General features: G+C 69.9%; 19 protein-coding genes. 10 read left to right on the forward strand and 9 right to left on the reverse strand.

From position 1 onward, the window contains the following. Positions 1 to 30 precede the first annotated feature (30 nt). Entirely contained in the window at positions 31 to 777 is a 747-nt protein-coding gene (locus GSE44_RS16450; RefSeq protein ID WP_159349921.1) for an SDR family oxidoreductase, read from the forward strand. 58 nt (positions 778 to 835) lie between these two features. Here the strand turns inward: GSE44_RS16450 and GSE44_RS16455 are convergent, their stop codons facing one another. Then, the gene (locus GSE44_RS16455; protein WP_159349922.1) at positions 836 to 1,726 is read right to left on the reverse strand and encodes a tyrosine recombinase; all 891 of its coding nucleotides are present in this window, start codon (positions 1,724 to 1,726) and stop codon (positions 836 to 838) included. Between the two features lie 24 nt (positions 1,727 to 1,750). Next, positions 1,751 to 1,897 carry a hypothetical protein gene (locus tag GSE44_RS25355; protein ID WP_201306108.1) on the reverse strand — a complete coding sequence of 49 codons (147 nt, stop codon included), beginning with the start codon at positions 1,895 to 1,897 and terminating at the stop codon, positions 1,751 to 1,753. 126 nt (positions 1,898 to 2,023) lie between these two features. Here GSE44_RS25355 and aroB point away from each other — a divergent pair, with 126 nt between their 5' ends. Both aroB and GSE44_RS16465 read left to right on the forward strand, forming a co-directional pair. Beyond that, the gene (aroB, locus tag GSE44_RS16460) at positions 2,024 to 3,742 is read left to right on the forward strand and encodes a 3-dehydroquinate synthase (RefSeq protein WP_235924889.1); all 1,719 of its coding nucleotides are present in this window, start codon (positions 2,024 to 2,026) and stop codon (positions 3,740 to 3,742) included. Positions 3,743 to 3,835: 93 nt separating this feature from the next. Then, positions 3,836 to 4,390 carry a DUF2889 domain-containing protein gene (locus GSE44_RS16465; RefSeq protein ID WP_159349924.1) on the forward strand — a complete coding sequence of 185 codons (555 nt, stop codon included), beginning with the start codon at positions 3,836 to 3,838 and terminating at the stop codon, positions 4,388 to 4,390. Positions 4,391 to 4,403: 13 nt separating this feature from the next. On the opposite strand, the gene GSE44_RS16470 is transcribed toward GSE44_RS16465, so the two are convergent. Further along, positions 4,404 to 4,691: a BolA family protein gene (locus tag GSE44_RS16470; RefSeq protein WP_159349925.1), complete on the reverse strand. Its 288-nt coding sequence runs from the start codon at positions 4,689 to 4,691 to the stop codon at positions 4,404 to 4,406. A 90-nt stretch (positions 4,692 to 4,781) separates the two neighbouring features. On the opposite strand from GSE44_RS16470, the gene GSE44_RS16475 reads away from it, so the two are divergent. From GSE44_RS16475 to GSE44_RS16495, 5 genes are read left to right on the forward strand one after another with little or no spacing between them, the layout of a single operon-like run. Further along, complete coding sequence (locus tag GSE44_RS16475; RefSeq protein ID WP_159349926.1) at positions 4,782 to 5,369, forward strand: J domain-containing protein; 588 nt, start codon at positions 4,782 to 4,784, stop codon at positions 5,367 to 5,369. A 47-nt stretch (positions 5,370 to 5,416) separates the two neighbouring features. Continuing rightward, a complete protein-coding gene (gene cobS, locus GSE44_RS16480) occupies positions 5,417 to 6,415 on the forward strand; it encodes a cobaltochelatase subunit CobS (RefSeq protein WP_159349927.1) in 999 nt (332 codons plus the stop codon). A gap of 7 nt (positions 6,416 to 6,422) precedes the next feature. Beyond that, complete coding sequence (locus tag GSE44_RS16485) at positions 6,423 to 7,058, forward strand: glutathione S-transferase family protein (RefSeq protein ID WP_159349928.1); 636 nt, start codon at positions 6,423 to 6,425, stop codon at positions 7,056 to 7,058. Then, positions 7,055 to 8,932 carry a cobaltochelatase subunit CobT gene (gene cobT / locus GSE44_RS16490; RefSeq protein ID WP_159349929.1) on the forward strand — a complete coding sequence of 626 codons (1,878 nt, stop codon included), beginning with the start codon at positions 7,055 to 7,057 and terminating at the stop codon, positions 8,930 to 8,932. The genes GSE44_RS16485 and cobT overlap by 4 nt, the downstream gene beginning before the upstream one ends. 31 nt (positions 8,933 to 8,963) lie before the next feature. Next, a complete protein-coding gene (locus tag GSE44_RS16495) occupies positions 8,964 to 9,938 on the forward strand; it encodes an esterase-like activity of phytase family protein (protein ID WP_159349930.1) in 975 nt (324 codons plus the stop codon). On the opposite strand, the gene GSE44_RS16500 is transcribed toward GSE44_RS16495, so the two are convergent. The 4 genes from GSE44_RS16500 to GSE44_RS16515 form a co-directional block, all read right to left on the reverse strand. After that, positions 9,923 to 10,687 (reverse strand): sensor histidine kinase, encoded by a 765-nt coding sequence (locus GSE44_RS16500; RefSeq protein WP_159349931.1) that lies wholly within the window; start codon positions 10,685 to 10,687, stop codon positions 9,923 to 9,925. The genes GSE44_RS16495 and GSE44_RS16500 overlap by 16 nt on opposite strands. A gap of 119 nt (positions 10,688 to 10,806) precedes the next feature. Further along, positions 10,807 to 11,103 (reverse strand): 50S ribosomal protein L28, encoded by a 297-nt coding sequence (gene rpmB / locus GSE44_RS16505; protein ID WP_159349932.1) that lies wholly within the window; start codon positions 11,101 to 11,103, stop codon positions 10,807 to 10,809. A 150-nt stretch (positions 11,104 to 11,253) separates the two neighbouring features. Beyond that, positions 11,254 to 11,520: a hypothetical protein gene (locus GSE44_RS16510; protein ID WP_159349933.1), complete on the reverse strand. Its 267-nt coding sequence runs from the start codon at positions 11,518 to 11,520 to the stop codon at positions 11,254 to 11,256. A 38-nt stretch (positions 11,521 to 11,558) separates the two neighbouring features. Beyond that, positions 11,559 to 13,511 carry an ABCB family ABC transporter ATP-binding protein/permease gene (locus GSE44_RS16515; RefSeq protein ID WP_235924890.1) on the reverse strand — a complete coding sequence of 651 codons (1,953 nt, stop codon included), beginning with the start codon at positions 13,509 to 13,511 and terminating at the stop codon, positions 11,559 to 11,561. Positions 13,512 to 13,718: 207 nt separating this feature from the next. Between GSE44_RS16515 and GSE44_RS16520 the strand changes: the two genes are divergently transcribed. After that, the gene (locus GSE44_RS16520; protein WP_159349934.1) at positions 13,719 to 14,564 is read left to right on the forward strand and encodes an NUDIX hydrolase; all 846 of its coding nucleotides are present in this window, start codon (positions 13,719 to 13,721) and stop codon (positions 14,562 to 14,564) included. Positions 14,565 to 14,853: 289 nt separating this feature from the next. On the opposite strand, the gene GSE44_RS16525 is transcribed toward GSE44_RS16520, so the two are convergent. Continuing rightward, a complete protein-coding gene (locus tag GSE44_RS16525; RefSeq protein WP_159349935.1) occupies positions 14,854 to 15,678 on the reverse strand; it encodes a PAS domain-containing protein in 825 nt (274 codons plus the stop codon). A 9-nt stretch (positions 15,679 to 15,687) separates the two neighbouring features. Between GSE44_RS16525 and GSE44_RS16530 the strand changes: the two genes are divergently transcribed. Beyond that, on the forward strand, positions 15,688 to 16,128 hold the full coding sequence (locus GSE44_RS16530) for a hypothetical protein (protein WP_159349936.1): 441 nt from the start codon (positions 15,688 to 15,690) through the stop codon (positions 16,126 to 16,128). Between the two features lie 77 nt (positions 16,129 to 16,205). On the opposite strand, the gene GSE44_RS16535 is transcribed toward GSE44_RS16530, so the two are convergent. Further along, positions 16,206 to 16,931: a haloacid dehalogenase type II gene (locus GSE44_RS16535; RefSeq protein ID WP_201306110.1), complete on the reverse strand. Its 726-nt coding sequence runs from the start codon at positions 16,929 to 16,931 to the stop codon at positions 16,206 to 16,208. Positions 16,932 to 16,935 lie beyond the last annotated feature (4 nt).

Consider the following 16,935-nt stretch of genomic DNA (forward strand, 5'->3'; position numbering starts at 1 on the left):
CCCAGGTCGAAGTCAGGAAGGAGAAGCCGCGTGGCGGGTGTGATTCTGGTAACGGGTTCCGGTCGCGGCATCGGTGCCGCGACCGCGCGGCTCGCGGCGCGGCGTGGCCATGCGGTCTTCGTGAACTATGCGGAGCGCGAGGATCGCGCCCGCGCCGTGGTGGACGAGATCCGCGCCGGCGGCGGCCGCGCCGCCCTGGGCCGCGCCGATGTCTCGCGGGAGGACGAGGTCGAGGCGATGTTCGCGGCGCTGGACAGCGAACTCGGCCCCCTCACCGGGCTGGTGAACAATGCCGGCATCACCGGCCCCGCCACGCGCTCCGAGGATTACGACGCGGCGACGCTGCGCCGCATCCTCGACGTCAATGTCACCGGCACCATGCTCTGCACCCAGCAGGCGTTGCGGCGCATGTCCACCCGCCATGGCGGGAAGGGCGGCTCGATCGTCAATCTCTCCTCGGTCGCGTCCACCCTCGGCGGCGCGGGGCAATGGACGGGCTATGCGGCGGCCAAGGGCGCGGTGAACAGCCTCACCATCGGCCTGGCGAAGGAGCTGGCGCCCGAAGGCATCCGCGTGAACGCGCTGCTGCCGGGGTTGATCGACACCGAGATCCATGCGGCGGCAGGCGTCGGCGACCGGCTGGCGAAACTCGCGCCGGCGGTGCCGGCGGGGCGGATCGGGACAGCGGAGGAATGCGCGGAGGCCATCCTCTGGCTGCTTTCCGGGGAGGCGGCCTATCTGACGGGCGCGCTGATCCCGATCGCGGGGGGGCGCTGACGGAAATGGAAGGCCGGGGGGGAGGTACCCCCCCGGCCCCCCTTCTAATTCGTCGAGCTTAAGGGCGGGCCAGGGGGTGATGTTGCTCCACCAGGGTCCGCAGGCGCTCTTCCAGGACCTGGGTATAGATCTGGGTGGTGGCGATGTCGGCATGGCCCAGCAGGACCTGCAGGCTGCGGAGGTCGGCGCCGCGGCCGAGCAGGTGGGACGCGAAGGAATGCCGCAGCACATGCGGCGAGACCCGCTCCGGATCGATCCCGGCGGCCAGGGCGGCCTCGCAGAGCAGGTTGTTCAGGCTCTGCCGCGTCAGATGCCCAGAGGAACCGCGAGAGGGAAAAAGCCAGCGTGACGCCTCGCTGCCCTTCGCACCGGCCCGGGCAGCCAGGGCGGCTTGCCGGGCGCGGGCGCTGATCGGCACCAGCCGCTCCTTCCCGCCCTTGCCGCGCACGGTCACCAGTGGCGAATCCTCCCGCAGGGCGGTGGCGGGCAATTCCACCAGCTCGCTCGCGCGCAGACCGGAGCAATAGAGGAGTTCGCAGACGGCCACGGCCAGCGGGGCGCGCTTCTCCGGCAGGCGCCCGGCGGCGGCGATCAGCGCCTCCACCTCCTCCTCCCGCAGCGGGCGGGGCAGCAGGGCGGGCTTGCGGGGGCTGTCCAGCGCCTCGGTCGGGTCGTCGGCACGCACGCCCTCCCGCGCCAGGAAGCGCTGGAACTGGCGCAGGGCTGAAAGGCGCCGGGCGGCGGTGCGGGGGGAGAGCCCGGCATCGGTCAGCCCGCCGACATAGCGGCGCAGCGTCTCCGCGCTCATCGCCTCGGGCCGCTCCCCCGCCTTGCGCATGGCGAAGCCGGCGGCGTCCTCAAGATCGGAGCGATAAGCGGCCAGGGTGTTGCGGGCGGCGCCGCGCTCGGCCGCCAGCATCTCCAGGAAGGCTTCGAGGTGGCGATTCACGCCCGCAGCCGCGTCAGGCGTGGATCAGCGGGTGCCGAAGCGCTCGTTCGGCAGCACGCGCTCCACCGGCTGCTGCGTCACGCCCGGCGGGAAGGCGCCGACGGCCAGCAGCGTGCCGACGACCGCGATGATCAGCAGGAAGATCAGCAGCAGGAGGGGGCGTCGGAACATAGGGCGGTCGGCTTCCCGAAATCGGCTCGTCGCCAGGCAGATCGGCCGGGGTCGTCTGCCATGGCGGTCCGGCGGACAAGCCCCCCGGGACGACGCGGCGGCCGGGCTGTGCTAGCCTCGCTCGCCGTGTCACGCAACCTCGCCGATCCCCTCATTTCCCAGCCGTGCCTTGATGAGGCGCCGGACGGGTCCCCCTCCCCCAGCCATTCGGTGCCGCCGGACAGGAGCATCGTGCTCGTGGGCATGCCCGGCGCCGGGAAATCCGCCATCGGGCGCCGCCTGGCCGCGCGGCTCGGCCTGCCCTTCCTCGACGCCGATACCGAGATCGAGAACGCCGCCGGGCTCACCGTTGCCGAGATCTTCACCCGCTATGGCGAGGCGCATTTCCGCGATGGCGAGCGCCGCGTCATCGCCCGCATCGCGGCCGGGCCGCCGGTGGTGCTGGCCACGGGGGGCGGCGCCTATGTCGATCCCCGCACGCGCCAGGCGCTGCGGGAGGCCGGCGCCCTCACCCTCTGGCTGCGCGCCGACATCCCGGCGCTGAAGCGCCGCATCGCCGGGCGCAGCAACCGGCCACTCTTCATCGGTCAGGATCCGGATGAGGTGCTGCACAACTTGATGGCTGCCCGCGCCCGCTTCTATGCCGAGGCCGACCTCTCGCTGGATTGCGGCGAGGACACACCGGAGGAAACCACGCTGCGCGTCGAACAGGCCATTGCCGGCTGGCAGCCCCCGGCCCGCCTTCCCGTCGCCCTTTCCGCCAATCCGTATGAGGTGGTGGTGGGCAGCGGGCTGCTTCCCCGCGCAGGCGGGCTGCTGGCGCCGCATCTCCCCTCCCGCCGCGTCGCCGTCGTTTCCGATGCCGCCGTCGCCGCCCTTCACCTGCCCACACTGCGCGCGGGGCTGGCGGAGGCGGGCTTCGAGATCCGGGCGGAGGTGACGGTGCCGCCGGGCGAGGGCTCCAAGCGACTTTCCGTGCTGGAGGATGTGCTGGAGCGCATCCTTGCCGCCGGCACTGACCGCGGTACCACGGTGATCGCCCTGGGCGGCGGCGTGGTGGGGGACCTGGCCGGCTTCGCGGCCGCCGTCGCCCTGCGCGGCCTGCCCTTCGTGCAGATGCCGACCACCCTTCTGGCCCAGGTGGACAGCTCGGTGGGCGGCAAGACCGGGGTGAACCTCCGGGCCGGGAAGAACCTGGCCGGCGCCTTCCACCAGCCGCGGATCGTGCTGGCCGATACCGGCACCCTCTCCACCCTGCCCTTGCGCGAGCTGCGCGCGGGTTGGGGCGAGGTGGCGAAGCACGGTCTCCTCCAGGGCCCCCTCTGGGACTGGTGCGAGGCCCATGGCCCGGCGGCCATGCAGGGTGACCCGGCGGCGCTGCGCCATGCCGTGCTGGAATCCTGCCGTCTCAAGGCCGGGGTGGTGGTGGCCGACGAGCGGGAGGAGGCGCCGGAGGGCGGCCGGGCCCTGCTCAACCTGGGCCATACCTTCGCCCATGCCCTGGAGGCGGAATGCGGCTATGACGGCACCCTGCTCCATGGCGAGGCGGTGGCGGTCGGCCTCGGGCTGGCGGCGGCGCTTTCGGCGCGGCTTGGGCATTGCTCCCAGGAATGGCCGGGGCGGGTGATGGAGCATCTCTCCATGGTCGGCCTGCCTGCCCGGCTGCGGGACCTGCCGCGCGGCTTCTCGGCGGAGGCGCTGATTGGCCGGATGCACAAGGACAAGAAGGTGCGCGACGGAGCCCTGCGCTTCGTGCTGATGCGCGGCGCCGGGGCGGTCTTCACCACGGCCGAGGTTCCTCCCGCGGCGGTGGAGGCCTTGCTGCGGGACGAAGGGGCGGAGTGATCCGCCCCGCGTCCGGATGGCGGGCCCGTTTCGGGCCGGCCATCGGCGAAGCTATGGCTAATTGCGGTCCCGGCGCTTACCTTGCACCGCACCATGCCGCTTTCCCCCCCCACCGACCGGGAAGACCTTCACCGGCGCGACATCACCATGCACGGCTACCGCCGCGCCGATGGCCTCTTCGATATCGAGGGGCATCTCGTCGATACGAAGACCTATGCCTTCGGCAACCTGGACCGCGGCACGATCCAGCCCGGCGAGGCGCTGCACGGCATGTGGATCCGGTTGACGGTGGATGACGATCTGCTGATCGTCGCCTGCGAGGCCGCCACGGATTTCTCGCCCTATTCCATCTGCCCCCAGGCGGCGCCGAATTTCGCGGCGCTGGAGGGGGTGCGGATCGGTCCCGGCTTCACCCGGGCGGTGAAGGAGCGGGTGGGCGGGGTGCATGGCTGCACCCATTTGCGGGAAATGCTTGCCCAGATGGCAACCGTCGCCTTCCAGACCATCTATCCGGTGCGCCGGAAGAAGGAGCAGGAGGATCCGGCGGCGGCCGAGGCGGCGCGGAACCGGATGGTCGGCACCTGCTTCGCCTATGCGCCGGACAGCCCGATCGTGACGCTGCGCTTCGGGACGGCCGAGCCGGACTAGGCCGGCACCGGCCTCAGCCCTCCCCCGGCGCCCGCAGCTCCAGCGCCAGGGCGTGCATCCCGCCGCCGAACTCGGCCTCCAGCGCCGCATGCACCGCGCGGGACCGCGCCAGCCGGGACATGCCCGCGAAGCCGGGGGCTACCACCCGCACGGCGTAATGGGTCTCGCCTCCCGGCCGCGCCCCGGCATGGCCGGCATGGAGCCCGCTATCGTCGCGCACCGTCACCTCCGCCCCGGGGAAGGCGTGCAGCAGGGTGGTGCGGAGGCGCTCGGCCCGCGTGCCTGTTTCGCTGGTGTTCATTCAAGAGGTTTTTCCATGTCTTGCAGGCGGGTGTGAAGGCACGTTTCGTACCTTGCCCACAAAGTCGCCTGCGCTCATAAGGTCCCAACCATGGCCCGACGCGGCGCAACGCCCCTCCGATCCACCGTCCCTCCCGGCAGCTCCTCGCGGCCCTGCGACGCCCCCGGCTGCGAAGCCGTCGGGGAGTTCCGGGCCCCGCGCGATCGCTCCCGCCTGCGGGATTACTATCATTTCTGCCTGGAGCACGTCCGGGCCTACAACCAGGCCTGGGATTTCTACCGCGGCATGAGCCCGGAGGAGATCGAGCAGAACCTGCGCGAGGATTCCGGCTGGCAGCGCCCCACCTGGCCCCTTGGACGGCTGGGTGCGCAGGCCCATCTTGGGCCCGAGGCGCTGCGTGACCCGCTCGGCCTCTTCGCCGACACCAAGCCGACGCCCAAGAAGACCGCGAGGGAGGCCCCGCCGGAGCTTCGCGCCGCGCTCGATGTTCTGGGCCTCGGCTGGCCGATCGACGAAGATGGGCTGCGCGCGCGGTACAAGGACCTCGCCAAGCGTTACCATCCCGATGCCAACGGCGGCGACAAGTCGTCGGAGGAGCGGCTGAAGGACATCAATCGCGCCTACAGCCTCATCCGCAAGCGCCTCGCCACGCTCTCCCAGCAGCAGAAGGCGGCCTGACCGCGAGGCACGCCGCTCACCACCTTCTCACGGAACCGGACCCGCCCATGAACAAGGTCGCCAGCATCGCCGAAAGCCGCCCCATGATCGACTTGCCGGACAGGCAGATCTCGGTCCGCGAGGTCTTCGGCATCGACAGCGATCTGACGGTGCCCGGCTTCTCCGTCCGCACCGAGCATGTGCCGGAGGTGGACGACACCTATAAGTTCGACCGCGACACCACCCTCGCCATCCTGGCCGGCTTCGCCTTCAACCGGCGCGTGATGGTCCAGGGCTATCACGGCACCGGCAAGTCCACGCATATCGAGCAGGTCGCCGCCCGCCTGAACTGGCCCTGCCTGCGCATCAACCTGGACAGCCACATCAGCCGCATCGACTTGGTGGGCAAGGACGCCATCGTCCTGAAGGACGGCAAGCAGGTGACCGAGTTCAAGGAAGGCATCCTTCCCTGGGCCCTGCAGCATCCCTGCGCCATGGTGTTCGACGAGTATGACGCCGGCCGGCCGGACGTGATGTTCGTCATCCAGCGCGTGCTCGAGGTCGAGGGCAAGCTGACCCTGCTGGACCAGAACCGCGTGATCCGGCCGCACCCGGCCTTCCGCCTCTTCGCCACCGCCAACACGGTGGGCCTGGGCGACACGACCGGCCTGTACCACGGCACCCAGCAGATCAATCAGGGCCAGATGGACCGCTGGAACATCGTGGCGACGCTGAACTACCTGCCGCATGCGCAGGAGACCCAGATCGTCACGGCCAAGCTGGGCCTGGCCGAGAACGACACCAAGGGCCGCAAGCAGGTGGAGGCCATGGTCGCCCTTGCCGACCTGACGCGCGCAGGCTTCATCGCCGGCGACATCTCCACGGTTATGTCCCCGCGCACGGTCATCACCTGGGCCGAGAACACGAAGATCTTCGGCGATGTCGGCTTCGCCTTCCGCCTGACCTTCCTCAACAAGTGCGATGAGGCAGAGCGCTCCACCGTGGCCGAGTACTACCAGCGCTGCTTCAACGAGGAGATCCCGACGGGTCTCTACGTCAAGCGGTAGTCCGGCCATGGCGGCGCGCTTCCTGCTGCACCACGCGCCCCGGTCCCGCTCCGCCGGCAGCCTCTGGCTGCTGGAGGAGGCGGGGGCGGATTACGATCTGCAGTGGCACAGCCTCGAGGCCGGGACCCACAAGAGCGCCGCCTATTCCGCGATCAACCCGGCCGGGAAGCTGCCCGCCCTGGTGGATCACGGCCCCTCGGAGGACTGGAAGGGCGTCGTGGTGACGGAAGCTGCCGCGATCTGCGCCTATGTCGCCGATGCGTTGCCCGAGGCCCATCTCGCCCCGCCGGTCGGCACCCCCGCCCGCGCCGCCTATGCCACCTGGATGACCTATGGTCCTGGCGTGTTGGAGCCTGCCATGGCGGACTTCGCCTTCCCCCGCGCCAAGGAGGCTCCCGCCCGCGCCATTGGCTGGCCGCCCTTCCCCGAGGCCGTGGCCCGCGTGGAGGCCGCCCTGTCCGTCGGTCCCTGGCTGATCGGGGACGGCTTCACGGCGGCTGACATCAATATCGGTGGGCTGCTGGCCTGGGTTACCGAATGGGGCCTGCTCCAGCCCGGCCCGAACGTCGCCCGCTATCTTACCGCCATCGAGGCCCGCCCCGCGAGGCAGGCCGCCATCCGCAAGGGAGCCGCGCCGGCATGAGCGGCAGCAACAAGGACACCACCCGGCAGGAGGAGTTCAAGCGCGCCACCGCCGGCACGCTGCGCGCCATCGCGCGCTCCTCCGATGTGCAGGTCGCCTTCCAGCCGGGCCCCTCGGGCCTGGCCGGAAAGCGCGCCCGCCTGCCGCTGCCCACCCGCGCCCTGCCCCCTGCCGAGATGGCGAAGCTGCGCGGCGCCGCCGATTCCGTGGCCCTCAAGCTCCGTCACCATGACGAGGCGACCCATGCCGCCCGCACCCCCGGCCGCCGCGAGGCGCGGGAGGTGTTCGATGCACTGGAGCAGGCCCGGGTGGAGGCCGTGGGCGGCCGCCACATGGCCGGCGTCGCCGCCAATCTCCGCGCCCGCCAGGCCGAGCAGGCCGAGGCGGAGGGCTATGACCGCATGACCCGCAAGGACCAGCTGCCGCTGACCGCGGCGCTGTCCATGCTGGCCCGGGAGAAGCTGACCGGCGAGGCGGTGCCCGATGCCGCGCGCCGCGTGGTGGATCTCTGGCGCGATACGCTCGGCCCCCGCGCCGACGATGCCCTGGCCGAGATGGCCGCCCATGCGGAGGACCAGAACGCCTTCGGCCGCTCGGCCCGCAAGCTGCTGGCCGCCCTCGACCTCGCCGAGGCCGAGGTGGAGGCGGAATCCGAGGAGTCCCAGGACCAGGAGGACGAGGGCAGCGAGACCGCCGGCGCCCAGGACAATTCCGGGGAGGGCGAGAGCAAGCCCCAGGAATCCGAGAGCCTGATGGGCGCCCAGCCGGAGCAGACCCAGGGCGAGGCCGGCGAGGAAGAGGCCGGCGAGGACGAGGAGGAGGACGGCGCCGCTGCCGAGGGCGAGGACCGCCCCGGCGGCCCGCAGCAGCGCAAGGAGGTGGTCGCCACCGACGACGCCTCGGCCTACCGCGCCTTCACCCGCCAGTTCGACGAGGAGGTCTCGGCCGACGACCTGTGCGATGCCGAGGAGCTGGCCCGGCTGCGGCAGCAGCTCGATCAGCAGCTGTCGCATCTGCAGGGCGTGGTTTCCAAGCTCGCCAACCGGCTGCAGCGGCGCCTGCTGGCGCAGCAGCAGCGGGCCTGGGAGTTCGACCTGGAGGAGGGGATGCTCGACGCCTCCCGCCTCGCCCGCGTCGTCGTCAACCCGATGCTGGCGCTCTCCTACAAGCGCGAGCGCGAGGCGGATTTCCGCGACACGGTCGTGACGCTGCTGATCGACAATTCCGGCTCCATGCGCGGGCGGCCGATCACCGTCGCCGCCATGTGCTGCGACATTCTCGCCCGCACGCTGGAGCGCTGCGCAGTGAAGGTGGAGATCCTCGGCTTCACCACTCGTGCCTGGAAAGGCGGCCAGTCGCGCGAGCGCTGGGTGCATGAGGGCAAGCCGCGCAATCCGGGCCGCCTGAACGACCTGCGCCATGTCGTCTACAAGTCGGCCGATGCGCCCTGGCGCCGTGCCCGCAAGAATCTCGGGCTGATGCTGCGCGAGGGGCTGCTGAAGGAGAATATCGACGGCGAGGCGCTGGACTGGGCCTATAAGCGCCTGCTCGCCCGGCCCGAGAAGCGCCGAATCCTGATGGTGATCTCGGATGGCGCGCCGGTGGATGACTCCACGCTCTCGGTAAACCCGGGGAACTACCTGGAACGCCATCTCCGCAAGGTCATCCACGACATCGAGGGGCGCGATATCGTTGAGCTGATCGCCATCGGCATCGGCCATGACGTCACCCGCTACTACCGCCGCGCCGTGACCATCGTGGATGCCGAGGAGCTTGGCGGCACCATGATGAAGAAGCTGGCGGAGCTGTTCGACGAGGATGCGGCGACGGCCTGGCAGCGTGCGGCGGCGGAACGGGCGCCGGTGATGGTGTGAGGCCGGGGGGCTCAGCCTCCCGGACTCCCATTTGGTCCAGCCCGTGCAGGGGCTGAGGCGCCGCGTCATCGGGCGGCGCGCGGCGATGGCCGCCCTGCTCGGCGCCGCGGCCTGCCAGCGGCCGAGCTTTGGACTGTCCCACACCCTGCCCTTCGTCGGAGCGGAGACGCCGCTCCGGCCGCTGGGGACCATGGCAATTAATACGGCGGTTCTGGGGGCGGACGGGCTCTCGGGGCTGCATGTCGGTCCGGACCTGACACTCACGACCATCGCTGACCGGGGGCGCTGGTGCCAAGCGCGGCTGGTCCTGGCGCCGGATGGCAGGCCCCTGCGGCTGGAGGCGCCGCGCTCAGGGCCGCTGCGGGATATCGCGAGCCGCCCCCTGCCCCGTGCCCTGCTCAGCGATGCCGAATGCCTCGCGGCCCTGCCCGACGGCTCCTGGCTGGTCGGCTTCGAAAGGCTGCACCGGATCTGGCGCTACCGCCGGCTGGACGGTCCGGCCGAGCCGGTGCGCGTCCCGGCGGAGTTCCGCCGCGCGCCCAGCAACGGGGCGCTGGAATCCCTCGGTGTGCTGCCGGATGGGCGTTGGCTGGCGATTTCGGAAGCGCAACTCGCGCCCGGCGACGATACCGCCCGCATGGCATGGGTTGGCGGCCCGGGCGGCTGGCAGCGCTTCGCCTACCGTCCCGCGCCGGGGCATTATCCCAGCGATCTCTGCCCCCTGCCGGATGGCGGGGCGCTGGTGCTGGAGCGGCACTTCACGCCCTTCGAGGGCTTCTCGGCCCGGATCCGGCGCCTGCCTCCCATCCCGGCCGCACCAGGGCTGATGGAGGGGCAGGAGGTGGCGCATCTGGCGCCGCCACTGCCGAGCGACAATTGGGAGGGCATCAGCGCCTTCCGCTACAACGGGCGTGACCTGGTGGCGGTGGTGTCGGATGACAATTCGATGCTGTTCCAGCGCACGCTGCTGATGGTTCTAGCCTGGGCAAGTCAGGCGGCCAGCTGATCCTCCAGCACCCGGGCGCGGGGCAGGGTAAGCCAGGTGCGGGCCCCGATCCCGGGCACCGATTCGAGAGTCAGCTCGCCCCCATGGGCTCGCATCAGCTCCCTCGCGGCAGACAGGCCCAGGGAGAGGCCGCGCGTGCCCTGGCCGCCCGCCAGGTCGCCATGGGGAAGGCCAGCGCCTTCATCCTCGATCACCAGCGCCACCGTCTCGGCGGCGCGCACCAGGCGCAGGGCGATGCGGTCGCCCATCCGCGTCTCCCGGGCAGCCCTGGCGAGGGATTGGGACAGGACGCGGCGCAGGGCCCGGCGATCGGCCAGGAGGATAAGCGATTCGGCTTCGGGCGCGATGCGCCAGCGGCGGGCTCCCTCCCCCATCGGCAGCGCGACCTCCGCCACCGCCTCCCGCAGCAGCGGGCCCAGGGGGACGTGATTTTCCGCAAGGCTGCGGGAGCCGCCAGGGGTGGCAAGATGGTCGCTCACCTCCTCGGAGAGGGTGAGCAGGCGGCGGCCCTCGGCCTCCACGGCCGGGGCGGCTTCGGCGGGCAGGCGGGTGGCGAGGCCAAGAAGCGACAGGCCCGGCCCTTCCAGCTCCCGCGCCACCAGCCCCAGGGAGCGGCTCGCCGCGCCGAGCCGCAATTCCCCCTGGGCGGCGCGGGTTTCGGCCATGCGGGCGCGGGTGAGCAGGCGCCAGGCCAGCAGGGCGAGGAGGGGGGCAGCAGCAGCCGCCAGGGCGACGGAAATCATCTCCATCGGCGCAGCCTGCCCGAGCCCTGCCTGTCGGAGGGTTAACGGGGGCGCCCGAACAGACGAAGGGCGCGAGGGGATACCCCTCGCGCCCTGGATCGTCTCGCTGACCGGCGGGAAGGGGCTTACGCCGCTTCCTTCTTCGCCTGGGCCTTCTCGATGCGGCGCTTCAGCACCTTCGCCTCGACCGTCAGGCTCCGGTCGGGCGTGCCGAGCAGGAAGGAGTCGAGGCCGCCATTGTGCTCCACCGTGCGGATGCCGCGGGTGGACAGGCGCAGCTGGATGGAGCTGCCCAGAACGTCCGAGAAGAACGAGGTCTGCTGGAGGTTGGGCAGGAAGCGCCGGCGCGTCTTGTTGTTGGCGTGGCTGACGTTGTTGCCGGCCTGGACGCCCTTGCCGGTGATGCTGCAGCGGCGCGACATGGTGGAAACCCCTGGGTCTTCGAGCCGCGCGGCCATGCGATACGGCACGGGGCACGGGTGGTGAACTGTCTGGAAGGGCGGCGTATGGCGGCGCGGCGCCCCAGAGTCAAGTCAGCTGGTCAAGTCAGCTGGTCAAGTCAGCTGGTCGGGTCAGGAAGCGCGTGGCGCCTCGGGCTGCTGCCCGCGCATCTCCTGCAACTCCCCGCTCTCGACCGACATGAGCGCGCTGCGGAGCACCCGGGCAATGGCCTGGTCCTCCATTGTGCGGGCCATCAGCCCCAGCGCCCCGCCGAGCAGGGCGGAGGCGACGGAGATCGGGGCGATGCCCTGCTCGATCATGTACTCGATTGCCTTGTCGGTCACCGAGCCGGCGTGGCTCAGGTCTTCAGGCGCCATTCCTTGCGGGTCCAGGGACATTCCCGGGGCCTCCTATATCAAATGTTACGTGCAGATGGTCAGGCGGATGCGGGAGCGGAAGACCCCATGGGTGAAGAGCTGTCCAGATCTTCACGGGTGGTTTCTTCGTCTCCTTCCGCTTTGCGTCCCGCCTCCTGGAGGGGCGAGGCGGTGTCCCGCGCGGCCGCGGCGGCCTCGGCGAGGGCGACGGCCTGGGCCTGGCGGCGCCACATGCCGGCATAGATCCCCTCGGCGGCCACCAGCTCGGCATGGGTGCCACGCTCCGCGATCCGGCCCTCGGCCAGCACGATGATCTCGTCCGCCTCCACCACGGTGGAGAGGCGGTGGGCGATGACCAGGGTGGTGCGGCCCTGGGCCACGCCGCGCAGGGCGGTCTGGATATCCTGCTCGGTGCGGGTGTCCAGCGCGCTGGTCGCCTCGTCCAGGATCAGGATGCGGGGGTTCTTCAGGATGGTGCGGGCGATGGCGACGCGCTGCTTCTCGCCGCCCGAGAGCTTGAGGCCGCGCTCGCCGACGCGGGTCTTGTAGCCCTCCGGCATGCGCATCACGAAGTCATGCACCTGGGCCAGCTTCGCGGCCTGGATCACCTCATCCTTGGAGGCGTCGGGGCGGCCATAGGCGATGTTGTAGCCGATGGTGTCGTTGAACAGCACCGTGTCCTGCGGCACCACGCCGATGGCGGCGCGCAGGCTCTCCTGCGTCACGTCCCGCAGGTCGGCACCGTCGATCGTCACGCGGCCGTCCCACACGTCGTAGAAGCGGAACATCAGGCGGGAGATGGTGGACTTGCCGGCGCCGGTGGGGCCGACGATGGCCAGCATCTTCCCGGGCGGCACGGTGAAGCTGACGCCGTGCAGGATCTCGCGGTTCCGGGCGTAGCCGAAGCGGACGTCCTCGAAGCGCACCTCGCCATTGCCGGGCGGCAGAGCGGGGGCGCCGGGCTTGTCGGCCACCTCGCGATCTTCCCGCATCAGGGAGAACATCGCCTCCATGTCCACCAGCCCCTGCTTCATCTCGCGATAAACGAAGCCGAGGAAGTTCAGCGGCAGGTAGAGCTGGATGAGGTAGGTGTTCACCAGCACGAAGTCGCCGACCGTCATGCGGCCCGCGGCGACGCCGCTCGCGGCCATCAGCATCACCGCCGTGAGCCCCGCCGCGATGATCGCGGCCTGGCCCATGTTGAGGAAGTTCAGCGAGATCTCGGAGCGGGTATAGGCCTGCTCGTAGTGTGCCAGGGAGGCGTCGTAGCGGCGCTGCTCGTGCCGCTCGTTCCCGAAATACTTGACCGTCTCGTAGTTCAGCAGGCTGTCGATGGCCCGCGTGTTCGCCTCCTGGTCGGTATCGTTCATCCGGCGGCGGAACTGCAGGCGCCAGTTGGTGAACATCAGCGTGAAGGTGACGTAGAGCGCGATGGTGCCGAGGGTGACGGCGGCGAAGGAGAAGTCGAACAGCTTCCACAGGATCGCGGCCACCATCAGTATCTCGAAGATGGTGGGGATGATGTTGAAGAGCATGAAGTCGAGGACGAAGTTGATGCCCCTCGTCCCGCGCTCGATAATGCGGGAGACACCGCCCGTCTGCCGGTCCAGGTGGAAGCGGAGGGACAGGGCGTGCAGATGGGTGAAGACCTGCAACGCGATCCGCCGCGCGGCGCGAGCCTGCACCTTGGTGAAGACGGCGTCGCGCAGCTCCCCGAAGGCGCTGGAGGCCACGCGCAGCAGGCCGTAGCCCACCACCAGCGCCACCGGCACGGCGAGCACCGCCGCCACTCCGGCCTGGGGCCCGACATGGGGCGTCAGGGCATCGACGGCACGGGCATAGGCGATCGGCACGAGGACATTCGCCACCTTCGCCGCCACCAGCAACAGCAGGGCGATGACGACGCGGACACGCAGCCCCGTCTCCCCCTTCGGCCAGAGATAGGGGGCGAGGCTTCGCAGGGTGGACAGGTCGCCGCGCTGGGCGGTTGGGGCGGGCTGGGCGGGGGGCACGCGGGAACTCCGAGGCGGGGCGCGCGGCCGGGCGCGGGCGGCCCTCGGGGGCCGTCACCGCGCTCGGCGGGTCCGGGATGGGGTGCCGGACTCCGTCGGGGACGGGGGCGGCTTCGGATTGCAGATGGGGCCTTCCCGGCCCGTGCGCCAGCCATCGTGTCGCATGGCGGGGATGCCGTGAGCCGATTCGCGCTGCAGAATGGCCCGATGGAACGCCTCGCTCGTCATATCGCCGCCTGCAACAACCTTCCCTCCCCGGCCGGATACCTGCCCTTCCGCATCGGGGAGGCCCAGGTGGGATGGCTGGAGCCGGATGCGGCCCGCGCCCTCACCTTCCTACCCAAGGCAGTGCATTTCGGCCCCGGTGGGGTCTCATTGGCCGCCGGGCTGCGAGGGGTGGCCGCCCGCAGCGCCGCCCTGGCCGAGATGGCGCGGGTGCTGGCCAAGGCCGGCTTCGGCCGTATCCGGGGGGAGGAGTTTGACGTCCGCGCCAGCCCGGAGGGGCCGGTGCTGGCGACAGTGGACCGTGGCGTGCTGCCGGCGATGGGGATCATCAGCCAGGGGGTGCATGTGAACGGGCTGGTGCGCCGAGCGGACGGGCTGCACCTGTGGGTCGGTTGGCGCGCGAAGGACAAGGCGGTGGCGCCGGGGCAGATGGACAATGTGGTGGCGGGCGGCATCCCGGCCGGGCTGACGCCGGAGCGCTGCCTGGTGAAGGAGGCGGAGGAGGAGGCTTCCATCCCTGCCGCTCTGGCGGTGCAGGCGCGGCCGGCGGGGCGGGTCTCCTACATCATGCGCACCGATGAGGGGATGCGGCGGGACCTGCTGCACGTCTTCGACCTTGAGCTGCCCGAGGATGTCGTCCCCCGGCCGAATGACGACGAGGTCGAGCGCTTCGAGCTGTGGCCTATCGCTCGGGTGCTGGAGGCGGTGCGGGACACGGATTCGGTGAAGTTCAACGTGAACCTGGTGCTGATCGACCTCTTCCTGCGGGAGGGGCTGGTGCAGGATCCGGCCGGGTCGCTGCGGGCCGGGTTGGATCAACTCGCCTGACGCAGAGGCGCCGGAAAAGGGATTCTCCTCGCCTCACCTTTCTTCGGGTTTGGGATGCAACAGCGTCACACGCGTGCCAACGCTACACCCGAAAAACCGACATGGGGCAGCAGGCTCGAGCTCGGACGACCGGAGTATATCCGCGTCGCATGATTGCGAATTCGCCAGCGGCCTCCTGCGTCGGCAGCTCAATCCGTTCGACGCGATCGCGCCAAGCCGGGTCTTGAGTATGGGGGGGCCGTGATGAGGAGTCCCAGGAGGACAATCGGACAGGTTCGGCCGAGGCCGGTCAGTTGGACCGCTCCAACCCAAGAGCCATCGCCTCGTGAGCAGCCGCCATAGATTTCAGGTCTTCCCTGCTCTGCTCGTCGAACATGAGATTTACCAGGCGGAGGCACTTCGCGGCTTCGCGCCGCAGGAACTGCGCGCGTTTTCGGGCGGTCACGTCCAGGAGCAGGTTCACCGCGCCGAGGAAATTACCTTCTTCGTCGAGCATCGGCGTTGGGTGCGGCCGGAAATGGGCATGGGTGCCATCAGGGCGCTCCGCCACGGCTTCCACACCTCGGATGGCTCGCCTCTCGTGGATCGCAACCGCCATGGGGCACTCCTCATGGGGAAGGAACTCGCCATCCTCTGTGTAGAGCTTCCAAGTGACGCACCAGATATCCTGTCCGATACGCGGCGTCCGCCCAGCGAAGGGGATGCAGGCTCGATTGAAGTGGGTGACCACGCCGTGGGCATCGGTGGCGTAAATCGCTGCCGGAAGCCTATCCAGCTCCTGATGGAGATTCGGGCCGCCCTGTCGAACCGCCTTAACAGCGGCCTGTACCATCTCGTCAGCTACCGAGGCGTTTACGGGCATTGAGGTCATACCGGGACGTTCCGCTGTGGAGTACCGCGCAGAGCAACTCACATTTTTAACACATGTTGTTTCCAAGATCTGTTTTTGAACTGCTGCCCCGAATCGAGCGGAAAGCTGGCCTGATCTGGCGTTCCTAAGGTCGCATGCATGTGACCCCACCAAAGATGGCGTGTTCCAGTTGTGCACCGTAACTAAGGTCCCACGAACGCTTGGTGCTCCATGGAATGTACAGCCAGTCAGTTGCTGCCGCATGCAGCTGGCATGAACGCGAGTGCCAAGGCACCTCACGGAAAGGATGGCGTCGTCACCGACAGCGCCAAGTCCCAGGCGGTTGCAGCGCTACATCTTGCTGCCCTGAGGAGGCAGTTTGTGGCCATCCGCGATATCTACGGTGAGGATGCGCCGCATCGAGCCCGCGAAGCACTCTGGGTTACCCTTGAGGTTATCCAGGCCCAACTAGGCGGCGAGGCGATTGCGCTGCGGGACCTCGTGGCCCGCGCCGCTGGATTGCTGAGTGCGCCGACCCTGTCGCGGGTCGTGGTCGAGTTGGAAGAGCGGGGGATTTTGGTCTCAGAGCATACGTCCTCAGCGCAAGGCCGCCTCAAGTTGCTGCGTCCCACTCCAAGGGCGCTGAACTTCCTCGCAGCGCGGGCGGATGCAGCCTTTGCCGATTTCGCTGCGATCGTGCGGGAAGTCGAGTAGAGCTAGTAACGACAAGCGCGAACACATACAGAAGCGGTCCGGGTGGGATACCTCCCCCCAGCGTTTGTCTCACCCCATCAGAGTGCGACCAGCGCAAGGGCGGCCTCGCTCAGCGAAGCCGCCTCCAGATCGGGGCGGCGCATGACCGGGGAGAAGGGCCGCTCGACCGAGACATAGGCCGTGGTCAGGCCGGTTGCCTTCGCGCCATGGACGTCCCAGGGGTGCACGGCGACGAGCGCCAGCCGCTCCGGCTCGACGCCCGCGGTCCGGACGGCGTGCTCGTAGACCTCGCGCCGGGGCTTGAAGAGCTTCACCTCCTCGACCGAGACGACGTGCCCGACGAGATCATCAAGCCCCGCGCCCTGGAGGAGCAGCCGCGTCGTCGCGGCGGCGCCGTTGCTCAGCGCCATGATCCGCATGCCCGCCCGCAAGATGATCCTGAAGGCCTCCCGCGCATCGGGCCGCGCCGCCAGACTCTTCATGCGCTCCTTGAGCAGGGCCTTGGCCTCCACGGGCGGCGAGAGCCCCTGTTCGCCGAGGACCTGATCCAATGCGCCGTCCAGCACCTCCGGGAATGGCCTGAAGTCGCCCGTCGAGGACAGGGCGAAGGCGTCGCGCAGCCCGGCGGCGAACCAGTTCTCCAACCCCGAGGGTGGCAGGCCGAGTTCCACGATGGTGGGACGTAGAGGATCGAGCGGGAAGACCGTCTCGATGATGTCGAAGGCGACAACCTCCGGCCGCTTCGGCTTGCCCTGCCCGAACATCGCGTCCTCCGCCATCGGTCGCTGGGAAGAACGCGCCATCGGG

The organism is Muricoccus harenae (genome assembly GCF_009848505.1).
Classification (GTDB): domain Bacteria; phylum Pseudomonadota; class Alphaproteobacteria; order Acetobacterales; family Acetobacteraceae; genus Roseomonas; species Roseomonas harenae.